Consider the following 14,271-nt stretch of genomic DNA (forward strand, 5'->3'; position numbering starts at 1 on the left):
CATTTTCTCGGGGCATCGGCTAGATTAGCGGATTCAAATAAAAACATAGGAGACCCAGATGACCGCAACCGAACCCCTCGTCCTCCGGCATGACCGCGCCGACGGCCTGACCACGCTGACCCTGAACCGCCCGGGCCAGTTCAATTCGCTGTCCAAAGAGATGTTAACCGCCCTGCAGGCCGAGCTCGACGGCATCGCCGCCAACCCGGCCGTGCGTGTCGTCGTGCTCGCCGGTGCCGGCAAGGCCTTTTGCGCCGGTCACGATCTCAAGGAAATGCGCGCCAATCACAGCAAGGAATTCATGCAGGCGCTGTTCAAGCAGTGCGGCGACCTGATGCTCAGCATCACGCGCCTGCCGCAACCGGTGATCGCGCGCATTCACGGCATCGCCACCGCCGCCGGCTGCCAGCTGGTGTCGATGTGCGATCTCGCCGTTGCCGCCGATGTCGCCCGCTTTGCCGTCTCCGGGATCAATGTCGGACTGTTCTGCTCGACACCGGCGGTCGGCCTGGCGCGCAATCTCGGGCGCAAAAATGCCCTCGAAATGCTGTTGACCGGTGAGTTCATCGATGCGCTGGAAGCCAAGGCCAAGGGCCTGGTGAATCGCGTCGTCCCGGCCGACGCGCTGGATACGGAAATCGAGCGCCTGGCCGGCAGCATCATTGCCAAGAGCGCGGTCGCCGTGCGCATGGGCAAGGGGATGTTCTACCAACAGCTGGAAATGGGCCTGGACGAGGCCTATGCCTATGCCGGCGAAGTGATGGCCTGCAACATGATGAGCGCCGATGCCGGCGAAGGCATCGACGCATTCATGCAGAAACGCCAGCCGCTCTATACCGGCGCTTAAGCCGGGCGCTGCCAGTCCACCGGCAACAACTCGCGGGCCGGACGGCCGATGTAGTAACCCTGGGCGCACTGGATATCAAGTTTGACCAGTTCGTCCAGGATATCGGCCGACTCAACATATTCGGCGACCACCGTGATATCCATCTCGCGCGCCAGTGAGCGGATGCTGGTGACGAAGGTGCGATCCTTCTCGCTGTTCAGCATGTTGGCGATGAAATCGCCCTCGATCTTCAGGTAGTCGATCGGGAAGCGGCGCAGGTAGTGAAAGGACGAGAAGCCTGAACCGAAATCGTCGATCGCCAGCTTGAAGCCGTCGGCCTTCAGGTCGTTCAGGAAGCGCTCGAGCACAGCCAGGCTCTTTACCGTATCGCGTTCGGTAATCTCGAAAACGATGTTGTGCGGCGCAATGCCGCTCGCCTCGACGAGACGCCGCAGATCGCGGGCGAATTCCTTGAGTACCAGCGCACGCGGCGACAGGTTGATGAAAATCTCGCCGGCATGGCCGCGCGCCGCCAGCGTGCTCAGCGCCTGCTCGATGACCAGCATGTCGAGGCGATGGATGACGCCCATCTTTTCGGCAATCTCGACGAACTCGTCGGCACGGATGATCTCGCCGTTGAGCTCGATGCGCGACAGCACCTCGTAGGCGACGATGCGGTTGTCGGCAACCGAAAGAATCGGCTGGAAGAAGGGCACGACGCGGCGCGCCTCGATCGCTTCGAGGACCATGACGCTCTTCAGCGAAATGTCGCGGAAGATATCGACCACGTCTTCCTGGGTCGGAATCGCGACCTGATCCTTGCCCGCCGCCTTGGCGCGATACATCATGTTGTCGGCGAAAAGCAGCAGGTCCTTGGCGCTCTCGGCGTGGTCCGGATAGACGGCGAGGCCGATCGAGGCCGTGCCACGCAAGCGAATGCCATCCGGCGTCATCACCTCGATCGCCTCGATCGCCATGCGCACGCGCTCGGCCACCATCGCCACCGAATCGGCCGCCGCTTCCGGCAGCAGGGCGACGAATTCGTCGCCGCCATAACGCGCCAGGATGTCGCCATCGCGCAGCGCCACCTGCACCTGACGGGCAAAGTGCTGCAGATAGGTATCGCCGACCGCGTGGCCGTAGTTGTCATTGACCAGCTTGAAGTTATCGAGGTCGATCAGGAGCAGGCCGAAGCTGTAGCCGTGGCGCTGGGCGCGACCGATTTCGTAGGTGCTCAGTTCCCAGAAGACGCGTTGATTGAAGAGATCGGTCAGCGGGTCGCGCGTCGCGTAATACTCGAGATCGCGCGTGTATTTGTAGATCGCCTTGACCGAGCCGACGACGTTGAGCAGCGTGGACAGGATGCTTTCCATGACCAGGTAGCGCGTCTCGTCCTCGAGCATGCCGGCATGCACGCCGATCCCGACGATGCCGCCGATCTTCGGCCGGTCGACGAAGAAGGATTTGACGCGCACGGCCACCTCCGCCTCGCTCAACTCGACCACTGGCGCCGTCGGATCGGCGACATGGTGGTGAATATTGCAGGCGCCGATATCGGCAAAGGTCGGCACGTTCTTCAGTTCGTGCCGGATATGGCGCTCCATCATCGCCCGCGTCTCGGGCGAGGTCGGGCCGCGCCAGAAGATTTCCAGGTCGAACAGTTCGTCATCGATCTTGAACACCGAGAACAGCGTATGCGCCGTAATCACGCTGTTGATCTCGGTGAGCAGGCGGCCGACGTAGTCGCGCCAGTCGCGCACGACCTCGGAGGTGATGACGAATTTCTCGAGCAGGCCGATCTCGAAGGTCAGGATGTCCTTGTCCACGGCAATCGCGCGCAGCTTCTCGAGCAGCCGGCCGAGCGCGGTGACGACACGGTTCAGTTCGACGAAGCCGAGATCGGTCTTGTCGAGCGCGATATGGCGCAGGTCGCCGACCGCATTGACCTGATCGAAACCGGCCAGCAGCCGGCCGACCGAGCCTTCGATACGGCGCCCCACCCACCATACGGCAGCCAGCGCCAGCAGACCGACGATGGGCAGCAGCACGGCAAAGGCGAGCATCAACTGATGCCGCGCATCGGCGAGCAGGCCGGCGTATTCCTGGCGCACTTCGACGGCGCCGAGCACGCTGCCGACCTGGGCGTTGGTATGGCAGCCCAGGCAACGTGTTTCGGCGACCAGCGGGTAAACGTGGCGGGCATAATCAAGAGTGTCGCGGCGCAAGGGCTGGCCGCTGGCGAAAACACTGCGCAATTCGTCGTCGAGCGGCGGTTGCTCGATCTCGTGATAGAGGGCTTCGACCACCGGGCCGCGATAGATCTGCACGGTCAGGCCGCTGTCCTTGCCCGATTCCGCCATCGCCTTGAGGAAGGCCGTCGCCTGACTGCGCTGCCAGCCCTGGCTCATCAACTGGTACATCGAGGCGAAGGCGATCCGGCTGGTCGCTTCCGAGGTGCGTGCGGCATTGGCCCGTACCAGACTGTCGAAAACCCGCTCCAGCGACCAGTAGGCGCCACCGAAAAACAGGGCTGCCACAATGGCCGAGGCCCCGAACAGAAAGTGTTTGATCCGCATGATCCATGCCTTGTGTTGATTGCGTGATTATCACCGAAACACCATGGCAACGAATTCGCAACAACCCGTAATTTTGCTGGTAATAACCGGTAATTCACGCTAGCCGCTAAAATCGGGCAATCCTGTCCGGCCAATCCTGATGATGCAGCCCACCCGCCCCGTAGCGTTTTGCCCGTGAGTTTGTCGCAAGCCATGCTCCGCTGGCTGGCCGGTGCCTTCTTTCTCGGCGCGCTGGGCGCTGCCGCCTGGCGCACGCCGCAACCCGCGGCGACGACTTTTGCACCGCCGCCCGAGGCCCGCCTGCAACAACTGCCCACCCTGTTTTTGGCACAAAACCTGCCGTCGACCGATGAAACGCCGCGCCACGCCAGCCTGACCGAACTCCCCGACGGCCGCCTCGCCGCCGCCTGGCTGGCCGGCGATGATGACAATGCCGGCATCTGGTTCAGCACCTTTGGCCGCGACGGCTGGCGAGCCGCGCGACGCATCGCCAGCCGCGAAAGCACGGCGGGCGGCACTTTCGCCTGGAGCAGCCGGACCGCTCGGCCGCTGCTCCACGCCGAGGGCAGCTGGCTGCACCTCTGGTACGCCAGCCACAACCCGCTCGGCGGCATTTTGCTCAATCACAGCCAGTCGACCGATGGCGGTGCCAGCTGGTACAAGCCGAGCCGCCTGCCGACCTCGCCGCTCGCCGGCAGCGGCGGCGAGCCGAACGGAGCGCCGCTATTGCTCGCCGATGGCGGACTGCTCCTGCCGCTGGCGCGTGAATTCATCACTGCCCGCGGCGAATGGCTGCGCCTCTCGGCCACCGGCAAGCTCATCGGCACACAGCGACTGCCGGCGGCAGCACCGGCCAGCATCGCCCTCGATGCGCAGCAGGCGCTCGCCGTATTGCGCGACGCCGGGCCGGATCAACTCGCCAGCAGCCAGGATGGCGGTCGGACCTGGCAGAACATCGCCACGCTGCCCGCACTCGCCGGCGCGGCGCCGCTCGCACTGCGCCGCCTGCACAGCGGCAAGCTGCTGCTCGCCGGCCAGACGCCGTCGGGTGCGCTGACCCTCTGGCTGTCGGACGACACCGGGCTGACCTGGCGGGTGAGCCGCACGCTGGAACAGTCGACCGACGCTACCGCCGATCTTGCCGAACCGGCCCTGCTGCAGGGGCGCGACGCGCGCATTCATCTGCTTTATCGCGGGCCGGCACGGCAGCTGCGCCATGCCGTCTTCAGCGAAGCCTGGCTGAACGGGGGTGAGTCATGAACCTGCCGGCCGCTTACGGTCTACTCGCCCACGCCGTCATTTTTGCCGCGCTGTTCGCGCTCATCCCGTTTGGCGAATTCCGCACCCGCGCCGTGCTGACCGCCAGCGTCACCGCGCTGCTCGCCGGCATTGCGCCCTTCCTGCATGGCGTCTTCGGGCCGCCCTCGCTGACCCTGCTGCAACTGGCCATCCTGCAGATTGCCGGGCGCACACCATCGCCGCTCTCGTATCGAGCGGCACTCGGTCTACTGGTTTTTGCCCTGTGTTTTTATCCGCTGGCGCTGGGCTGGGGACCGTTCGATCCCTATGCTCTCGGCTACCAGCCGCTCGCCGTTCTGGCCGCACTGCTGCCGCTGGGCGGCCTGCTCTTCTGGCGTCGCCAGAACCTCTGGCTGCTCATTCTCGGCGTCGATCTCGCCGGCTATGCCGGCGGCCTCTTTGCCAACCTGTGGGACGCGCTGCTCGACCCGCTGCTGCTCCTGCTCGCGCTGGCCGTCGTCGGGCGCCGCTGGCGCGCTAGCGGGTCAGCGACTCGCTGATCAGCTTGCGGATGCTGCCCGCCTCGAAGGGCTTGTCGCAGATCGCCGAAACACCGGCCCGCTCGACCGCGGCGAGACGCCCCATGTTCTGCTCGCTGGTCACCATCAGGATGGGCACGTTGTTCTGCCAGCTTTGCGTGCGGATGTATTCGGTCAGCTCGCGGCCGTCCATCTCAGGCATGTTGTAGTCGGTGATCACCAGATCGACCATGGTTTCCTGCAGCAAATTGACCGCCTGCTTGCCGTCGACCGCCTCGGTGATGCGCTCGATGCCGAGTTCCTCAAGCAGTCGGCGCAAGTGATTGCGTGAGGCCACGCTGTCGTCGACGAGCAGCACGCGCAGGCTCTCGACTTCGGCGATATCCATGTCTTCCGGCGGATTCAGGTAGTCGGCGGCGGCATACAGCGCACGCGACAGCTGCTGCTCGTTGAAGGGCTTGGCGACGATGCTGCAGGCGCCCGACTGGCGCACCGGCTCGAGCACCTGCGGCCGCGTCTCGCTGGAGACGAGGATGAAGGGAATGGTTTCCAGATCGGGATCGCCGCGCATCGCAGCGACCAGATCGGTACCCGCCATGTCCGGCAGGTAGAGGCTGCTGATCACGACCCGGCCGACGGCGGCATTTTCGGTCAGCGCAGCAAGCGCCGCGGCAGCGCAGTCGACGACCTTGACCTCGATGACGCCCTGATGTTCGAGCATGCGCTTGACCAGATTGGCCTGCATGTGGGAAGGCTCGACGAGCAGGACGGACAGGTCAGCCAGCGAGGTAGTCATTGCCATGCGTACACTCCGGAAAGCGGGGTAATGCACGCACTATAGCAGCCGGCGGGCGGCCATGGACAAGCCGGGACGACGGCCAGCCGGCCATCGTCCCGGAAAAGCGATCAGCCGCGCAGCTTGGCGGCGATGGCGGCAACGCGCTGGCCGTACAGCTTGGCGGTATCGAGATCGCCCTGCGGGATTTCCTCGACGCTGGCATCCGACGGCGACTGCACGAGCAGGCCGACCGAGCCGCCCAGGCTATTGACGTCGAGGCGGGTCGATTCCTTCTTGTTGCTCGGCAGCAGGCCGAGGCTGACCCAGATGCCGCCGTGCTGCGAAGCCAGCGTCTGCAGGGAGATCAGCGTTGCGCCCTTGTCGCCGACCGGGCTGGCGCTGTTGGTGAAGCCGCCGAACACCTTGTCCTGCCAGGCGCGGCCGTACCAGGGCTTGGACGACGCGTCGGCGAATTTCTTGAACTGCCAGCTCGGGCCGCCCATATAGGTCGGCGTGCCGAAGATGATGGCATCGGCGGCAGCCAGCTTGTCCCAGCCGCCTTCCGGCAGGTTGCCTTCGGCATCGATGGCGAGCAGCTCGCCGCCGGCGCCGGCAGCGACGACTTCGGCAACGCGTTGGGTGTGGCCGTAGCCGGAGTGATAAACGACGATGGTTTTGCTCATGCTGTTTTCCTTTTCAGGTTTGTTGGGGTGGGGTTGGTCAAGCCAGGGGCGGCAGGTCGAAGAGCAGGAATTCCGCTTCCTCGTCGGCCAGAAACTCGAGTAATTCTTCGTCGGCGATCTTGGCGCCGTCGCCGCTCGCCAGGTTTTGCCCGTTCAGCGACAGTCGACCGTGTACGACATGCACATAGGCCAGACGGCCCGGTGCCGGACGATATTGCGCCGCCTCGCCGGCGCCGAGCAGGCGCGCCCAGAGACGGGCGTCCTGGCCGATCGTCGTGCTGCCGGCGGCGCCGTCCGGCGAAGCGACCAGGCGCCAGTCGGCGCGCATTTCGCCGAGCGGCAGCGCCTGCTGTTCGTAACTGGCCGCACTGCCGGGCGCGGCCGGCTCAATCCAGATCTGCAGCAGATGTGTCGTCTCGTCGGACGAGGGATTGAACTCGCTGTGCAAAATTCCCTTGCCGGCGCTCATGCGCTGCACTTCGCCGCGCTGGATGATGCCACCGTGACCGAGGCTGTCCTGGTGCTCCAGCGCACCCGACAAAATGTAGGTGACGATTTCCATGTCGCGATGGCCGTGCCGGCCGAAGCCGGTGCCCGGCGCGACGCGATCCTCGTTGATGACGCGCAGCGCGCCCCAGCCCATTTCGGCCGGATCGTGGTAATCGGCAAAGGAGAAGCTGTGCCGCGCCTGCAGCCAGCCGTGATCGGCATAACCGCGCTGTTCGGACGGACGCAGGACAATCATGGCAACTCCTTGTGAATGATCGATATGGCTTGGTCTCCATACTAGGCGTAGAGTTCGCGTCATAACAGCGAATTATTTCGGACTTATCGTTCAATAAAATTCACATGAAAATCACCCTCGACCTGCTGCGCATTCTCGATGCCATCGATCGCCAAGGCAGCTTCTCGGCGGCGGCCGTCGCCCTGCACCGCGTGCCCTCGGCGCTGTCGCACGCCGTCGCCAAGCTGGAGAGCGAACTCGCCGTCCAGCTCTTCATCCGCAGCGGGCGCAAGGCGACGCTCAGCGCCGCCGGGCAAACCCTGCTCGAAGACGGCCGCCACCTGCTGCGCGCTGCCGCGGAACTGGAACGCCGCGTGCAGCGCATCGCCACCGGCTGGGAGGCCGAACTGCGCATCGTCGTCGACGCCATCATCCCGGTCGAACGCATCTACCCGCTGCTCGAACGTTTCTACGCTGCCGGCCACGGGACGCAGATCCGCCTCACCTACGAAGTGCTCGGCGGCACCTGGGATGCGCTCGCCACCGACCGCGCCGACCTGGTGATCGGCGCCCCCGGCGACATGCCGGCACGCAGCGGCCTGGCCAGCCGCCTGCTCTGCCCCGATACGAAATTCGTCTTCGCCGTCGCCGCCGGACATCCGCTCGCCACCTGGCCCGGCACCATCCCGAGCAGCGAACTGGCACGCCACCGCGCCGTCGTCATCGCCGACACCTCGCAGGAACTCGACGCGCGCAGCATCGGCATCATCGAAGGCCAGGACGCGCTGCGCGTTCCCGATATCCGCGCCAAGGCCAGCGCCCAGGTCGCCGGTCTCGGCATCGGCCACCTACCGCACTGGCTGGCCGCCCCCGAACTCGCCGCCGGCCGCCTGATCGAAAAGCAGATCGCCAGCCCGCGCCCGGCCATGCCCCTGCACCTCGCCTGGCGCTCACGCCAGATCGGCAGGGCGCTCGCCTGGTTTCTCGAGGAATTGGCGAAAAAGGCGGAAATCGAGGCGTTGACCGGTGGGCTGTGAAGGGCGACCTCGGCCCGGACTATGTAAAACGTGAACGAAAATTGCTTGGAGTGATCAATACATTCGGCACTGATGGTGAGCAGGATATTTACAAATTGGGCTTTTCGGGTATCGCCCCTGCAGCCACAGGGCGGCCGGCCTAGCATCCAGCAGTGCTCTTGAAGCTCTATATCTACGGCTATCTCAACCGCATCCAGTCTAGTCGGCGCCTAGCGAAGGAAAGCCCACCTGGACCAGCCCCCCCTGAGCATGCGCATCCGGCGCCAGAGCATCGAGCATCCCTTCGCCCCCGGATCGGGTTGAGCAAACCCCAACCCAATGCCAATCGGTTTTTTTAAATCGCCTTCGTCATAATATAATCACCATCCCAAAAGCATATTCTGCGTACCCGATGCCAGCCCTCTCAGTCAGCGAAATATTCCTCTCGCAGCACGCCCGCCTGCTGGAGATCAAAACAGCCCTGCTGGAGCACGCCCTAATCGTCGAACGCTTCAATGGCTGCGAAGCCGTCTCCGAGCCTTTCCGCTTCGAAATCGACTGCATCTCCACCGATGCCTTCTTCGACCTCAAATCGCTGCTTGGCGCAGAAATCACCCTACGCCTCCTGCTGGCCGATGGCAGCAAGCGCGCCTGGCACGGCTACGTCACCGAGGCCATGCAACTCGGCGCCGATGGCGGTCTCGCCCGTTATCGTCTGATCATGGAACCCTTCCTCGCTTTCCTGGCGCAGCGTCGGGATTGCTATCTGTTTCAGGATAAAACCGTGATCGACATCATCGGCCAGATCTTCGCCGACTATCCGGAGGCGAACTGGACCAGCCAGGTCACGCAGAAGCTGCGACAGTACAGTACGGCCACGCAATACCGCGAATCTGACCTTGATTTCATCCGCCGCCTCCTGGCCGAAGAAGGCCTCTCCTTCCGTTTCGACCATGACCAGTCCGCCGAGGCTGGCGACAAGGCGACGCATGCACGCCACCAACTCGTCGTCTTTGACCGTAGCACTGAGCGCCCGCACTGCACCCAAGCGGAAATCCGCTTTCATCGCTCGCATGCCACCGAAGCCTCGGACACCATCGACGTCTGGCACGAAGCACGCAAGGTCTTGCCCAATGCCGTGACCTTGAACGGCTGGGACTACAAGTCGCTGGTCGCCACGGGGGCCGAGGCCAAGTCCGCCCTGAACAATGGCGAACTCCCCAGCCTGGAAATCTACGAAGCCAGCCTGCCTTACCGCTTCGAGGACGGCACCGCCGCCCAGTTGCGCACCGATTTGGCGATGGCAGCCTTTGAAGCCGGTTATCGTCAGTTCGCCGGTAAAGGCAGTGTCCGCCAGTTGGCGGAGGGCCGGGTCTTCACCCTGACCCAGCACGACGACTATGTCGGCGACGATGCCCGCTTTGCCGTGCAGAGCATCGAACATCACGGCGCCAACAATCTCGGAGCCCAGGCGGCTGAACTGTTGGACAACACCGAGATCGAATCCGGCACTTACCGCAATCGACTTCTGGCCCTGCCGGCGGCTGTACCTGATGTGCCGCAGCCGCGCACTCGCCCGACGGCCGCCCCCCAATCCGCCCTGGTCGTCGGCCTGCCCGACGCCAAGCTGACGACTGACCGTGATCATCGCGTCCGCATCCAGTTCCACTGGCAGCGCGGGGCTTCGCCCAATGCTGGCGGCCTTGCCGAAACCGGCCCGGCCGGGCGAGCTGCCGGCAAGACCGGCAACGCACCCGGCAACGATCAATCCGGCACCTGGGTCCGGGTTGCCGAATGGATGTCCGGCCCCAACTGGGGCAGCCACTTTTTGCCACGCATCGGCACGGAAGTCATGGTGGATTTTCAGGGGGGTGATATCGATCGACCGGTTGTCGTCGGTCAGGTCTATAACGGCGCGGACCTGCCGCCCTTCTCGGCCGGGCATGAGGCCGGGGCCAATCACCCGGGCGTTCTTTCCGGCTGGATGAGTCACAACCATGACGAAGGACACAACCAGTGGGTGACCGATGATGCCCCAGGGCAATTGCGCACCCGACTGGCCTCCAGCGAACAAGCCTCACAACTGGCCCTGGGCCACCTGATTCAGCAACCGGCCACCGAGGCCAGCCGCGGCGCCTGGCGCGGTTCGGGGTTCGAGTTGCGAACCGATGGCTGGCTGGCCGTGCGGGCCGGTGAAGGGATGCTGATTTCTGCTTCGGCCCGGCCCCAAGGGGCGAGCACGCAGATGGATGTGGCCGAGGCGGTCGGCCAGCTCAAGGCGGCTGAAGAAGCGGCCAAATCGCTGTCAGAGGCGGCACAGACGCAGGGGGCTTTGCCCTTGAAGGGGAATGCCGAACAAACGAAACTCATCAAGGCTATCGACCCCAGGCAAGACGGCAAGTTCTCAGGGGCTGTCGGCGGGCAGGCTGCACAGAAGGCGAAGCCGGGGAGTCGCGAACTCGGCGACGCCACCGAGCGCTTTGCCGAACCGATCATCCTCTCCGAAGCCCCCGGCGATATCGGCCTGTCCAGCCCGGCCAGCACGCTGCTCTTTGCCGGTGAGCACCTGCACGCGACGATGCAACAGGACCTGCACATCGCCGCCGCCCACACCTTCGCTACCACCGTCGGCGAAGGGGCGAGCTGGTTCAGTCATTCGGGCGGCATCAAGAGCATCGCGGCGGCCGGCAGCCACACCATCCAGGCGAATACCGACACGATGGAAATCCTCGCCGATCAGTCGATGACCATCACCAGCAGCAACGACGAGATTCATATCCAGGCCAAGGAGAAGATCGTCCTCCAGGCCGGGCAGAGTTCCGTGACGCTGGAAGGCAGCAACATCACCTTCGCGTGTCCGGGGACGTTCTCGGTCAAGGGGAGTGGCGCGGCGTTTTTGGGGCCGGGGAATGGTGCTGTGCAGTTGGAAGGGTTGCCATCAGGGCTGGTTAGCGAAACCCGCTACGACGAACAGTTTCAATTGCATGACACCAATGGAAACGCACTCTCAAATGTCCGCTACAAAATCGTTTCTTCGGATGGTCAAATCATCAACGGAATTACCGATGAAAATGGAAAAACTCAACGAGTTGTAACATCAGAATCGAAAAAACTTGATATTTATCTCATAGGTTAATTATGGCTGACAGCGACATCGCAACTGAGCACGTTGCTAAAAACACCGAAATACTTATTGGCACAACCTCGACCACTACCGAAGAAAACTCAGTAATCAAGTTGCAAGTTGAAGATCTGGTTTGTTCAATTAGCACCCAAACCAACCAGTTTGGAGATCAGCTTCCAATTATCCCAACCACATCTCGCGCGGTTAATAATAAAATTCTATACAGATTACCATTAAACGTAAAACTCATACAGCGAATAGATGGCAGCCCTGCAGCAGAGCACACCCTAAAAATAAAATCGAATAGACCTAACGACCAAATAATCACAAGTGGCACTACTGATGCAAAAGGGCAAATGTCTCTCGTTATTGAAACCAGATTAGATGGCGAGTTTGAATTAACAACAGAAACCAAAAATGTCACTTTACCAGCTTTCAAAATCAAGCTTAAAGAAGCTTGGTATGAGTCCTCATTTCTTATAACGGGATATAATGTTTGTTTGGAATCTGATTTTTCTGGGAACCTTGTACCAGGCTATGGCCTTGCCGAAATGCATAAGCAAGATTTCCTGTTTGGAGCAAGAGGGATTCCGATGCAAGGCACAGGACAATCAACGGACGGTCGTTACATTCGTCTACAAAGCATGTCAGGAGGTTGGCATCGCAATTCAAAAGGAAGTCCCGATTACGTCAATACACCGGACAGCCTTACTTTTAGCTATGCAGATGGTGTACACGGAGCTTTTGGAACGGTATCCGAAAATCACTCTATCGCGGTAGACCCGCGCGTTATTCCAAAGCACGCGTGTGTATACATCGAAGGTGTAGGTAACCGTTTTGCAGATGATCGCGGCAGCGCAATTCAGAACTACCACATTGATAATTTCTTGGGATCAGGCCAAACTGTAGTAACGACTTGGAAGAATGGAAAAATAAATGGCACTCAAAGAATAGTAAAATACTGCGGATAAAATGAAAAAAATATTTATATATTACTTGCTCGCGATCTCAACAAAATGTTTCGCGGAGCCACCAAGTTTCTCGAAAATATACCTCGACAACAACAAAAACGTGCATGCCATCACACTTCGTGGCAAAAACATAAAATTAACTCAACATGGGCGCGGTGGAAATGCCACTTTATCGCCCGATGGAAAAACGGCTGCATGGCTAGTAAATAACACATGGACCACGCCAGAAAATATTTTACCTAACGCGAGCGAACTAAGAATTTACTATAACGGCAAAGTGCGTTCGATAAGGTGCGAACCTTTTATTCGCGACTATTGGTTCTGGCAAAAAGGAAAAAGCATAGCTATTGATTGCGGGAGTTTGCATTTTGCCGGAACAGAAATCTTGTATAGCGTTGCAACGATTAAAGAAATTGACCGCTTTAATCAAGCGGAGATTATTCCAGAAGAGCGCCCGCGATGGTCAATATCCAGTGACAAGTACGCACCAAATGAATAATTCGCCCGATCGAGTCACAGCTGGAAAACTCAAAGCCCCTCTAAAAACCCCGCCATTCTCTGACCGCATTACATAAAAAATGTTGCGCGACGTCCCCCCGGAATTGAGTAGCGCCTGACTTTAGAGTCCAATTCACCACGACAAGGAGATTGGACATGAAGAAGCGATTCACCGAAGAACAGATCATTGGCTTCCTGCGGGAAGCAGAAGCAGGAATGCCGATAGCGGAGTTGTGCCGCAAGCACGCCTTCTCAGAGGCAAGCTACTACCTCTGGCGCAGCAAGTTTGGCGGAATGAGCGTGTCGGACGCTAAGCGGCTCAAGGAGCTCGAAACGGAAAACACGCGCTTGAAGAAGCTGTTGGCCGAAACGATGCTGGAAAACGAGATCGCTAAGGAAGCTCTGCGAAAAAAGTGGTGAGCGCACCGTCACGACGTGATCTGGTGCGCTACCTGATCGACGAGGGGCTCAGCGAGCGAAAGTCATTGCGGTTCGTTGGCATGAGTCCGAGTTCATTCCGTTACCAGCCGGCGGCGGATCGCAATGCTGCTTTGAAGGAGAAGATCGTCACGCTCGCCCAACGTCATCGGCGCTACGGTGCCGGGATGATCTACTTGAAGCTGCGGCAGGCCGGCCTGGTGGTGAATCACAAGCGGGTGGATCGGCTCTACGCCGAGGCCGGTCTGCAAGTGAGAAGGCGAAAGCGGAAGAAGATTCCGGTGTCGGATCGTCACCCGCTAGAGCGCCCTTCGGCCGCCAATCAGGTCTGGTCAATGGATTTCGTGTTCGACCGGACGGCGGAAGGACGAGTCATCAAAAGCCTGACCATTGTGGATGACGCTACGCACGAAGCAGTTGCGATTGTTCCGGAACGCGCAATCGGCGGCATGCAACTCACCCGAACGCTCGATCAGTTGGCCAAGACGCGAGGCTTGCCCAAGGCCATTCGGACGGATAACGGCAAGGAGTTCTGTAGTCGGGCCATGCTGACCTGGGCGCATGCCCGTGGCGTCCAACTCTTTCTCATTGAGCCAGGCAAGCCGAATCAGAACGCCTATATCGAATCGTTCAATGGGCGTTTCCGGGATGAATGCCTGAATGAGCACTGGTTCACCAGCCTGCGCCATGCCCAGGTCGTCATCGAAGGCTGGCGCCGCGAGTACAACGAGGAGCGACCGAAAAAATCCCTGGGCGGTTTGACGCCCGCAGCCTATGCAAAATCACTCACCCAGAAATCAGGTAAATTACCCCCGGACTCTAAAGCCCTCTGCTACTGAAAACGGGGGGACGTCGGGCC

The 14,271-nt window shown here is 61.1% G+C and carries 12 protein-coding genes and 1 pseudogene; 9 read left to right on the forward strand and 4 right to left on the reverse strand.

The features are described from left to right. Positions 1-58 precede the first annotated feature (58 nt). On the forward strand, positions 59-847 hold the full coding sequence (locus KIG99_RS07100) for an enoyl-CoA hydratase (RefSeq protein ID WP_226459516.1): 789 nt from the start codon (positions 59-61) through the stop codon (positions 845-847). Here KIG99_RS07100 and KIG99_RS07105 read toward each other — a convergent pair. Next, positions 844-3,402, reverse strand: a complete 2,559-nt coding sequence (locus KIG99_RS07105; RefSeq protein WP_226459517.1) for a GGDEF domain-containing phosphodiesterase — start codon at positions 3,400-3,402, stop codon at positions 844-846. The genes KIG99_RS07100 and KIG99_RS07105 overlap by 4 nt on opposite strands. 174 nt (positions 3,403-3,576) lie before the next feature. Between KIG99_RS07105 and KIG99_RS07110 the strand changes: the two genes are divergently transcribed. After that, complete coding sequence (locus tag KIG99_RS07110) at positions 3,577-4,662, forward strand: exo-alpha-sialidase (RefSeq protein WP_226459518.1); 1,086 nt, start codon at positions 3,577-3,579, stop codon at positions 4,660-4,662. Continuing rightward, positions 4,659-5,201 (forward strand): hypothetical protein, encoded by a 543-nt coding sequence (locus KIG99_RS07115; RefSeq protein WP_226459519.1) that lies wholly within the window; start codon positions 4,659-4,661, stop codon positions 5,199-5,201. The genes KIG99_RS07110 and KIG99_RS07115 overlap by 4 nt, the downstream gene beginning before the upstream one ends. Here the strand turns inward: KIG99_RS07115 and KIG99_RS07120 are convergent. The 3 genes from KIG99_RS07120 to KIG99_RS07130 all read right to left on the reverse strand — a co-directional run bounded on the left by KIG99_RS07120 (position 5,179) and on the right by KIG99_RS07130 (position 7,386). Next, on the reverse strand, positions 5,179-5,982 hold the full coding sequence (locus KIG99_RS07120; protein WP_226459520.1) for a response regulator: 804 nt from the start codon (positions 5,980-5,982) through the stop codon (positions 5,179-5,181). The genes KIG99_RS07115 and KIG99_RS07120 overlap by 23 nt on opposite strands. A gap of 104 nt (positions 5,983-6,086) precedes the next feature. Next, positions 6,087-6,641 carry a flavodoxin family protein gene (locus KIG99_RS07125; RefSeq protein ID WP_226459521.1) on the reverse strand — a complete coding sequence of 185 codons (555 nt, stop codon included), beginning with the start codon at positions 6,639-6,641 and terminating at the stop codon, positions 6,087-6,089. A gap of 37 nt (positions 6,642-6,678) precedes the next feature. Further along, positions 6,679-7,386: a pirin family protein gene (locus KIG99_RS07130; protein WP_226459522.1), complete on the reverse strand. Its 708-nt coding sequence runs from the start codon at positions 7,384-7,386 to the stop codon at positions 6,679-6,681. Positions 7,387-7,490: 104 nt separating this feature from the next. Here KIG99_RS07130 and KIG99_RS07135 point away from each other — a divergent pair, with 104 nt between their 5' ends. The 6 genes and pseudogenes from KIG99_RS07135 (at position 7,491) to KIG99_RS07160 (ending at position 14,251) form a co-directional block, all read left to right on the forward strand. After that, positions 7,491-8,402 (forward strand): LysR family transcriptional regulator, encoded by a 912-nt coding sequence (locus tag KIG99_RS07135; RefSeq protein WP_226459523.1) that lies wholly within the window; start codon positions 7,491-7,493, stop codon positions 8,400-8,402. After that, positions 8,399-8,626, forward strand: a pseudogene (locus KIG99_RS20855) (transposase); the annotation flags it as partial. The gene KIG99_RS07135 and the pseudogene KIG99_RS20855, both read left to right, overlap by 4 nt. 167 nt (positions 8,627-8,793) lie before the next feature. Continuing rightward, positions 8,794-11,517 (forward strand): type VI secretion system Vgr family protein, encoded by a 2,724-nt coding sequence (locus KIG99_RS07145; protein ID WP_226459524.1) that lies wholly within the window; start codon positions 8,794-8,796, stop codon positions 11,515-11,517. A 2-nt stretch (positions 11,518-11,519) separates the two neighbouring features. Further along, positions 11,520-12,476 (forward strand): 3D domain-containing protein, encoded by a 957-nt coding sequence (locus KIG99_RS07150; RefSeq protein WP_226459525.1) that lies wholly within the window; start codon positions 11,520-11,522, stop codon positions 12,474-12,476. A 1-nt stretch (position 12,477) separates the two neighbouring features. Continuing rightward, complete coding sequence (locus tag KIG99_RS07155; RefSeq protein WP_226459526.1) at positions 12,478-12,975, forward strand: hypothetical protein; 498 nt, start codon at positions 12,478-12,480, stop codon at positions 12,973-12,975. Between the two features lie 155 nt (positions 12,976-13,130). Further along, positions 13,131-14,251, forward strand: a protein-coding gene (locus KIG99_RS07160) for an IS3 family transposase (RefSeq protein ID WP_226458416.1) whose coding sequence is annotated in 2 segments (ribosomal slippage) — positions 13,131-13,383 and positions 13,383-14,251 — 1,122 coding nt in all. Because the reading frame shifts where the segments join, the coding sequence is not laid out codon by codon here. Positions 14,252-14,271: the final 20 nt, after the last annotated feature.

Source organism: Quatrionicoccus australiensis, assembly GCF_020510425.1.
Lineage (GTDB): Bacteria > Pseudomonadota > Gammaproteobacteria > Burkholderiales > Rhodocyclaceae > Azonexus > Azonexus australiensis_A.

What these genes read in the sequence shown, in the direction of transcription:
- KIG99_RS07100 (WP_226459516.1), top strand. Translation starts at nt 59, where the DNA reads ATGACCGCAACCGAACCCCTCGTCCTCCGGCATGACCGCGCCGACGGC.
- KIG99_RS07105 (WP_226459517.1), bottom strand. Translation starts at nt 3,402, where the DNA reads ATGCGGATCAAACACTTTCTGTTCGGGGCCTCGGCCATTGTGGCAGCC.
- KIG99_RS07115 (WP_226459519.1), top strand. Translation starts at nt 4,659, where the DNA reads ATGAACCTGCCGGCCGCTTACGGTCTACTCGCCCACGCCGTCATTTTT.
- KIG99_RS07120 (WP_226459520.1), bottom strand. Translation starts at nt 5,982, where the DNA reads ATGGCAATGACTACCTCGCTGGCTGACCTGTCCGTCCTGCTCGTCGAG.
- KIG99_RS07125 (WP_226459521.1), bottom strand. Translation starts at nt 6,641, where the DNA reads ATGAGCAAAACCATCGTCGTTTATCACTCCGGCTACGGCCACACCCAA.
- KIG99_RS07130 (WP_226459522.1), bottom strand. Translation starts at nt 7,386, where the DNA reads ATGATTGTCCTGCGTCCGTCCGAACAGCGCGGTTATGCCGATCACGGC.
- KIG99_RS07135 (WP_226459523.1), top strand. Translation starts at nt 7,491, where the DNA reads ATGAAAATCACCCTCGACCTGCTGCGCATTCTCGATGCCATCGATCGC.
- KIG99_RS07145 (WP_226459524.1), top strand. Translation starts at nt 8,794, where the DNA reads ATGCCAGCCCTCTCAGTCAGCGAAATATTCCTCTCGCAGCACGCCCGC.
- KIG99_RS07150 (WP_226459525.1), top strand. Translation starts at nt 11,520, where the DNA reads ATGGCTGACAGCGACATCGCAACTGAGCACGTTGCTAAAAACACCGAA.
- KIG99_RS07155 (WP_226459526.1), top strand. Translation starts at nt 12,478, where the DNA reads ATGAAAAAAATATTTATATATTACTTGCTCGCGATCTCAACAAAATGT.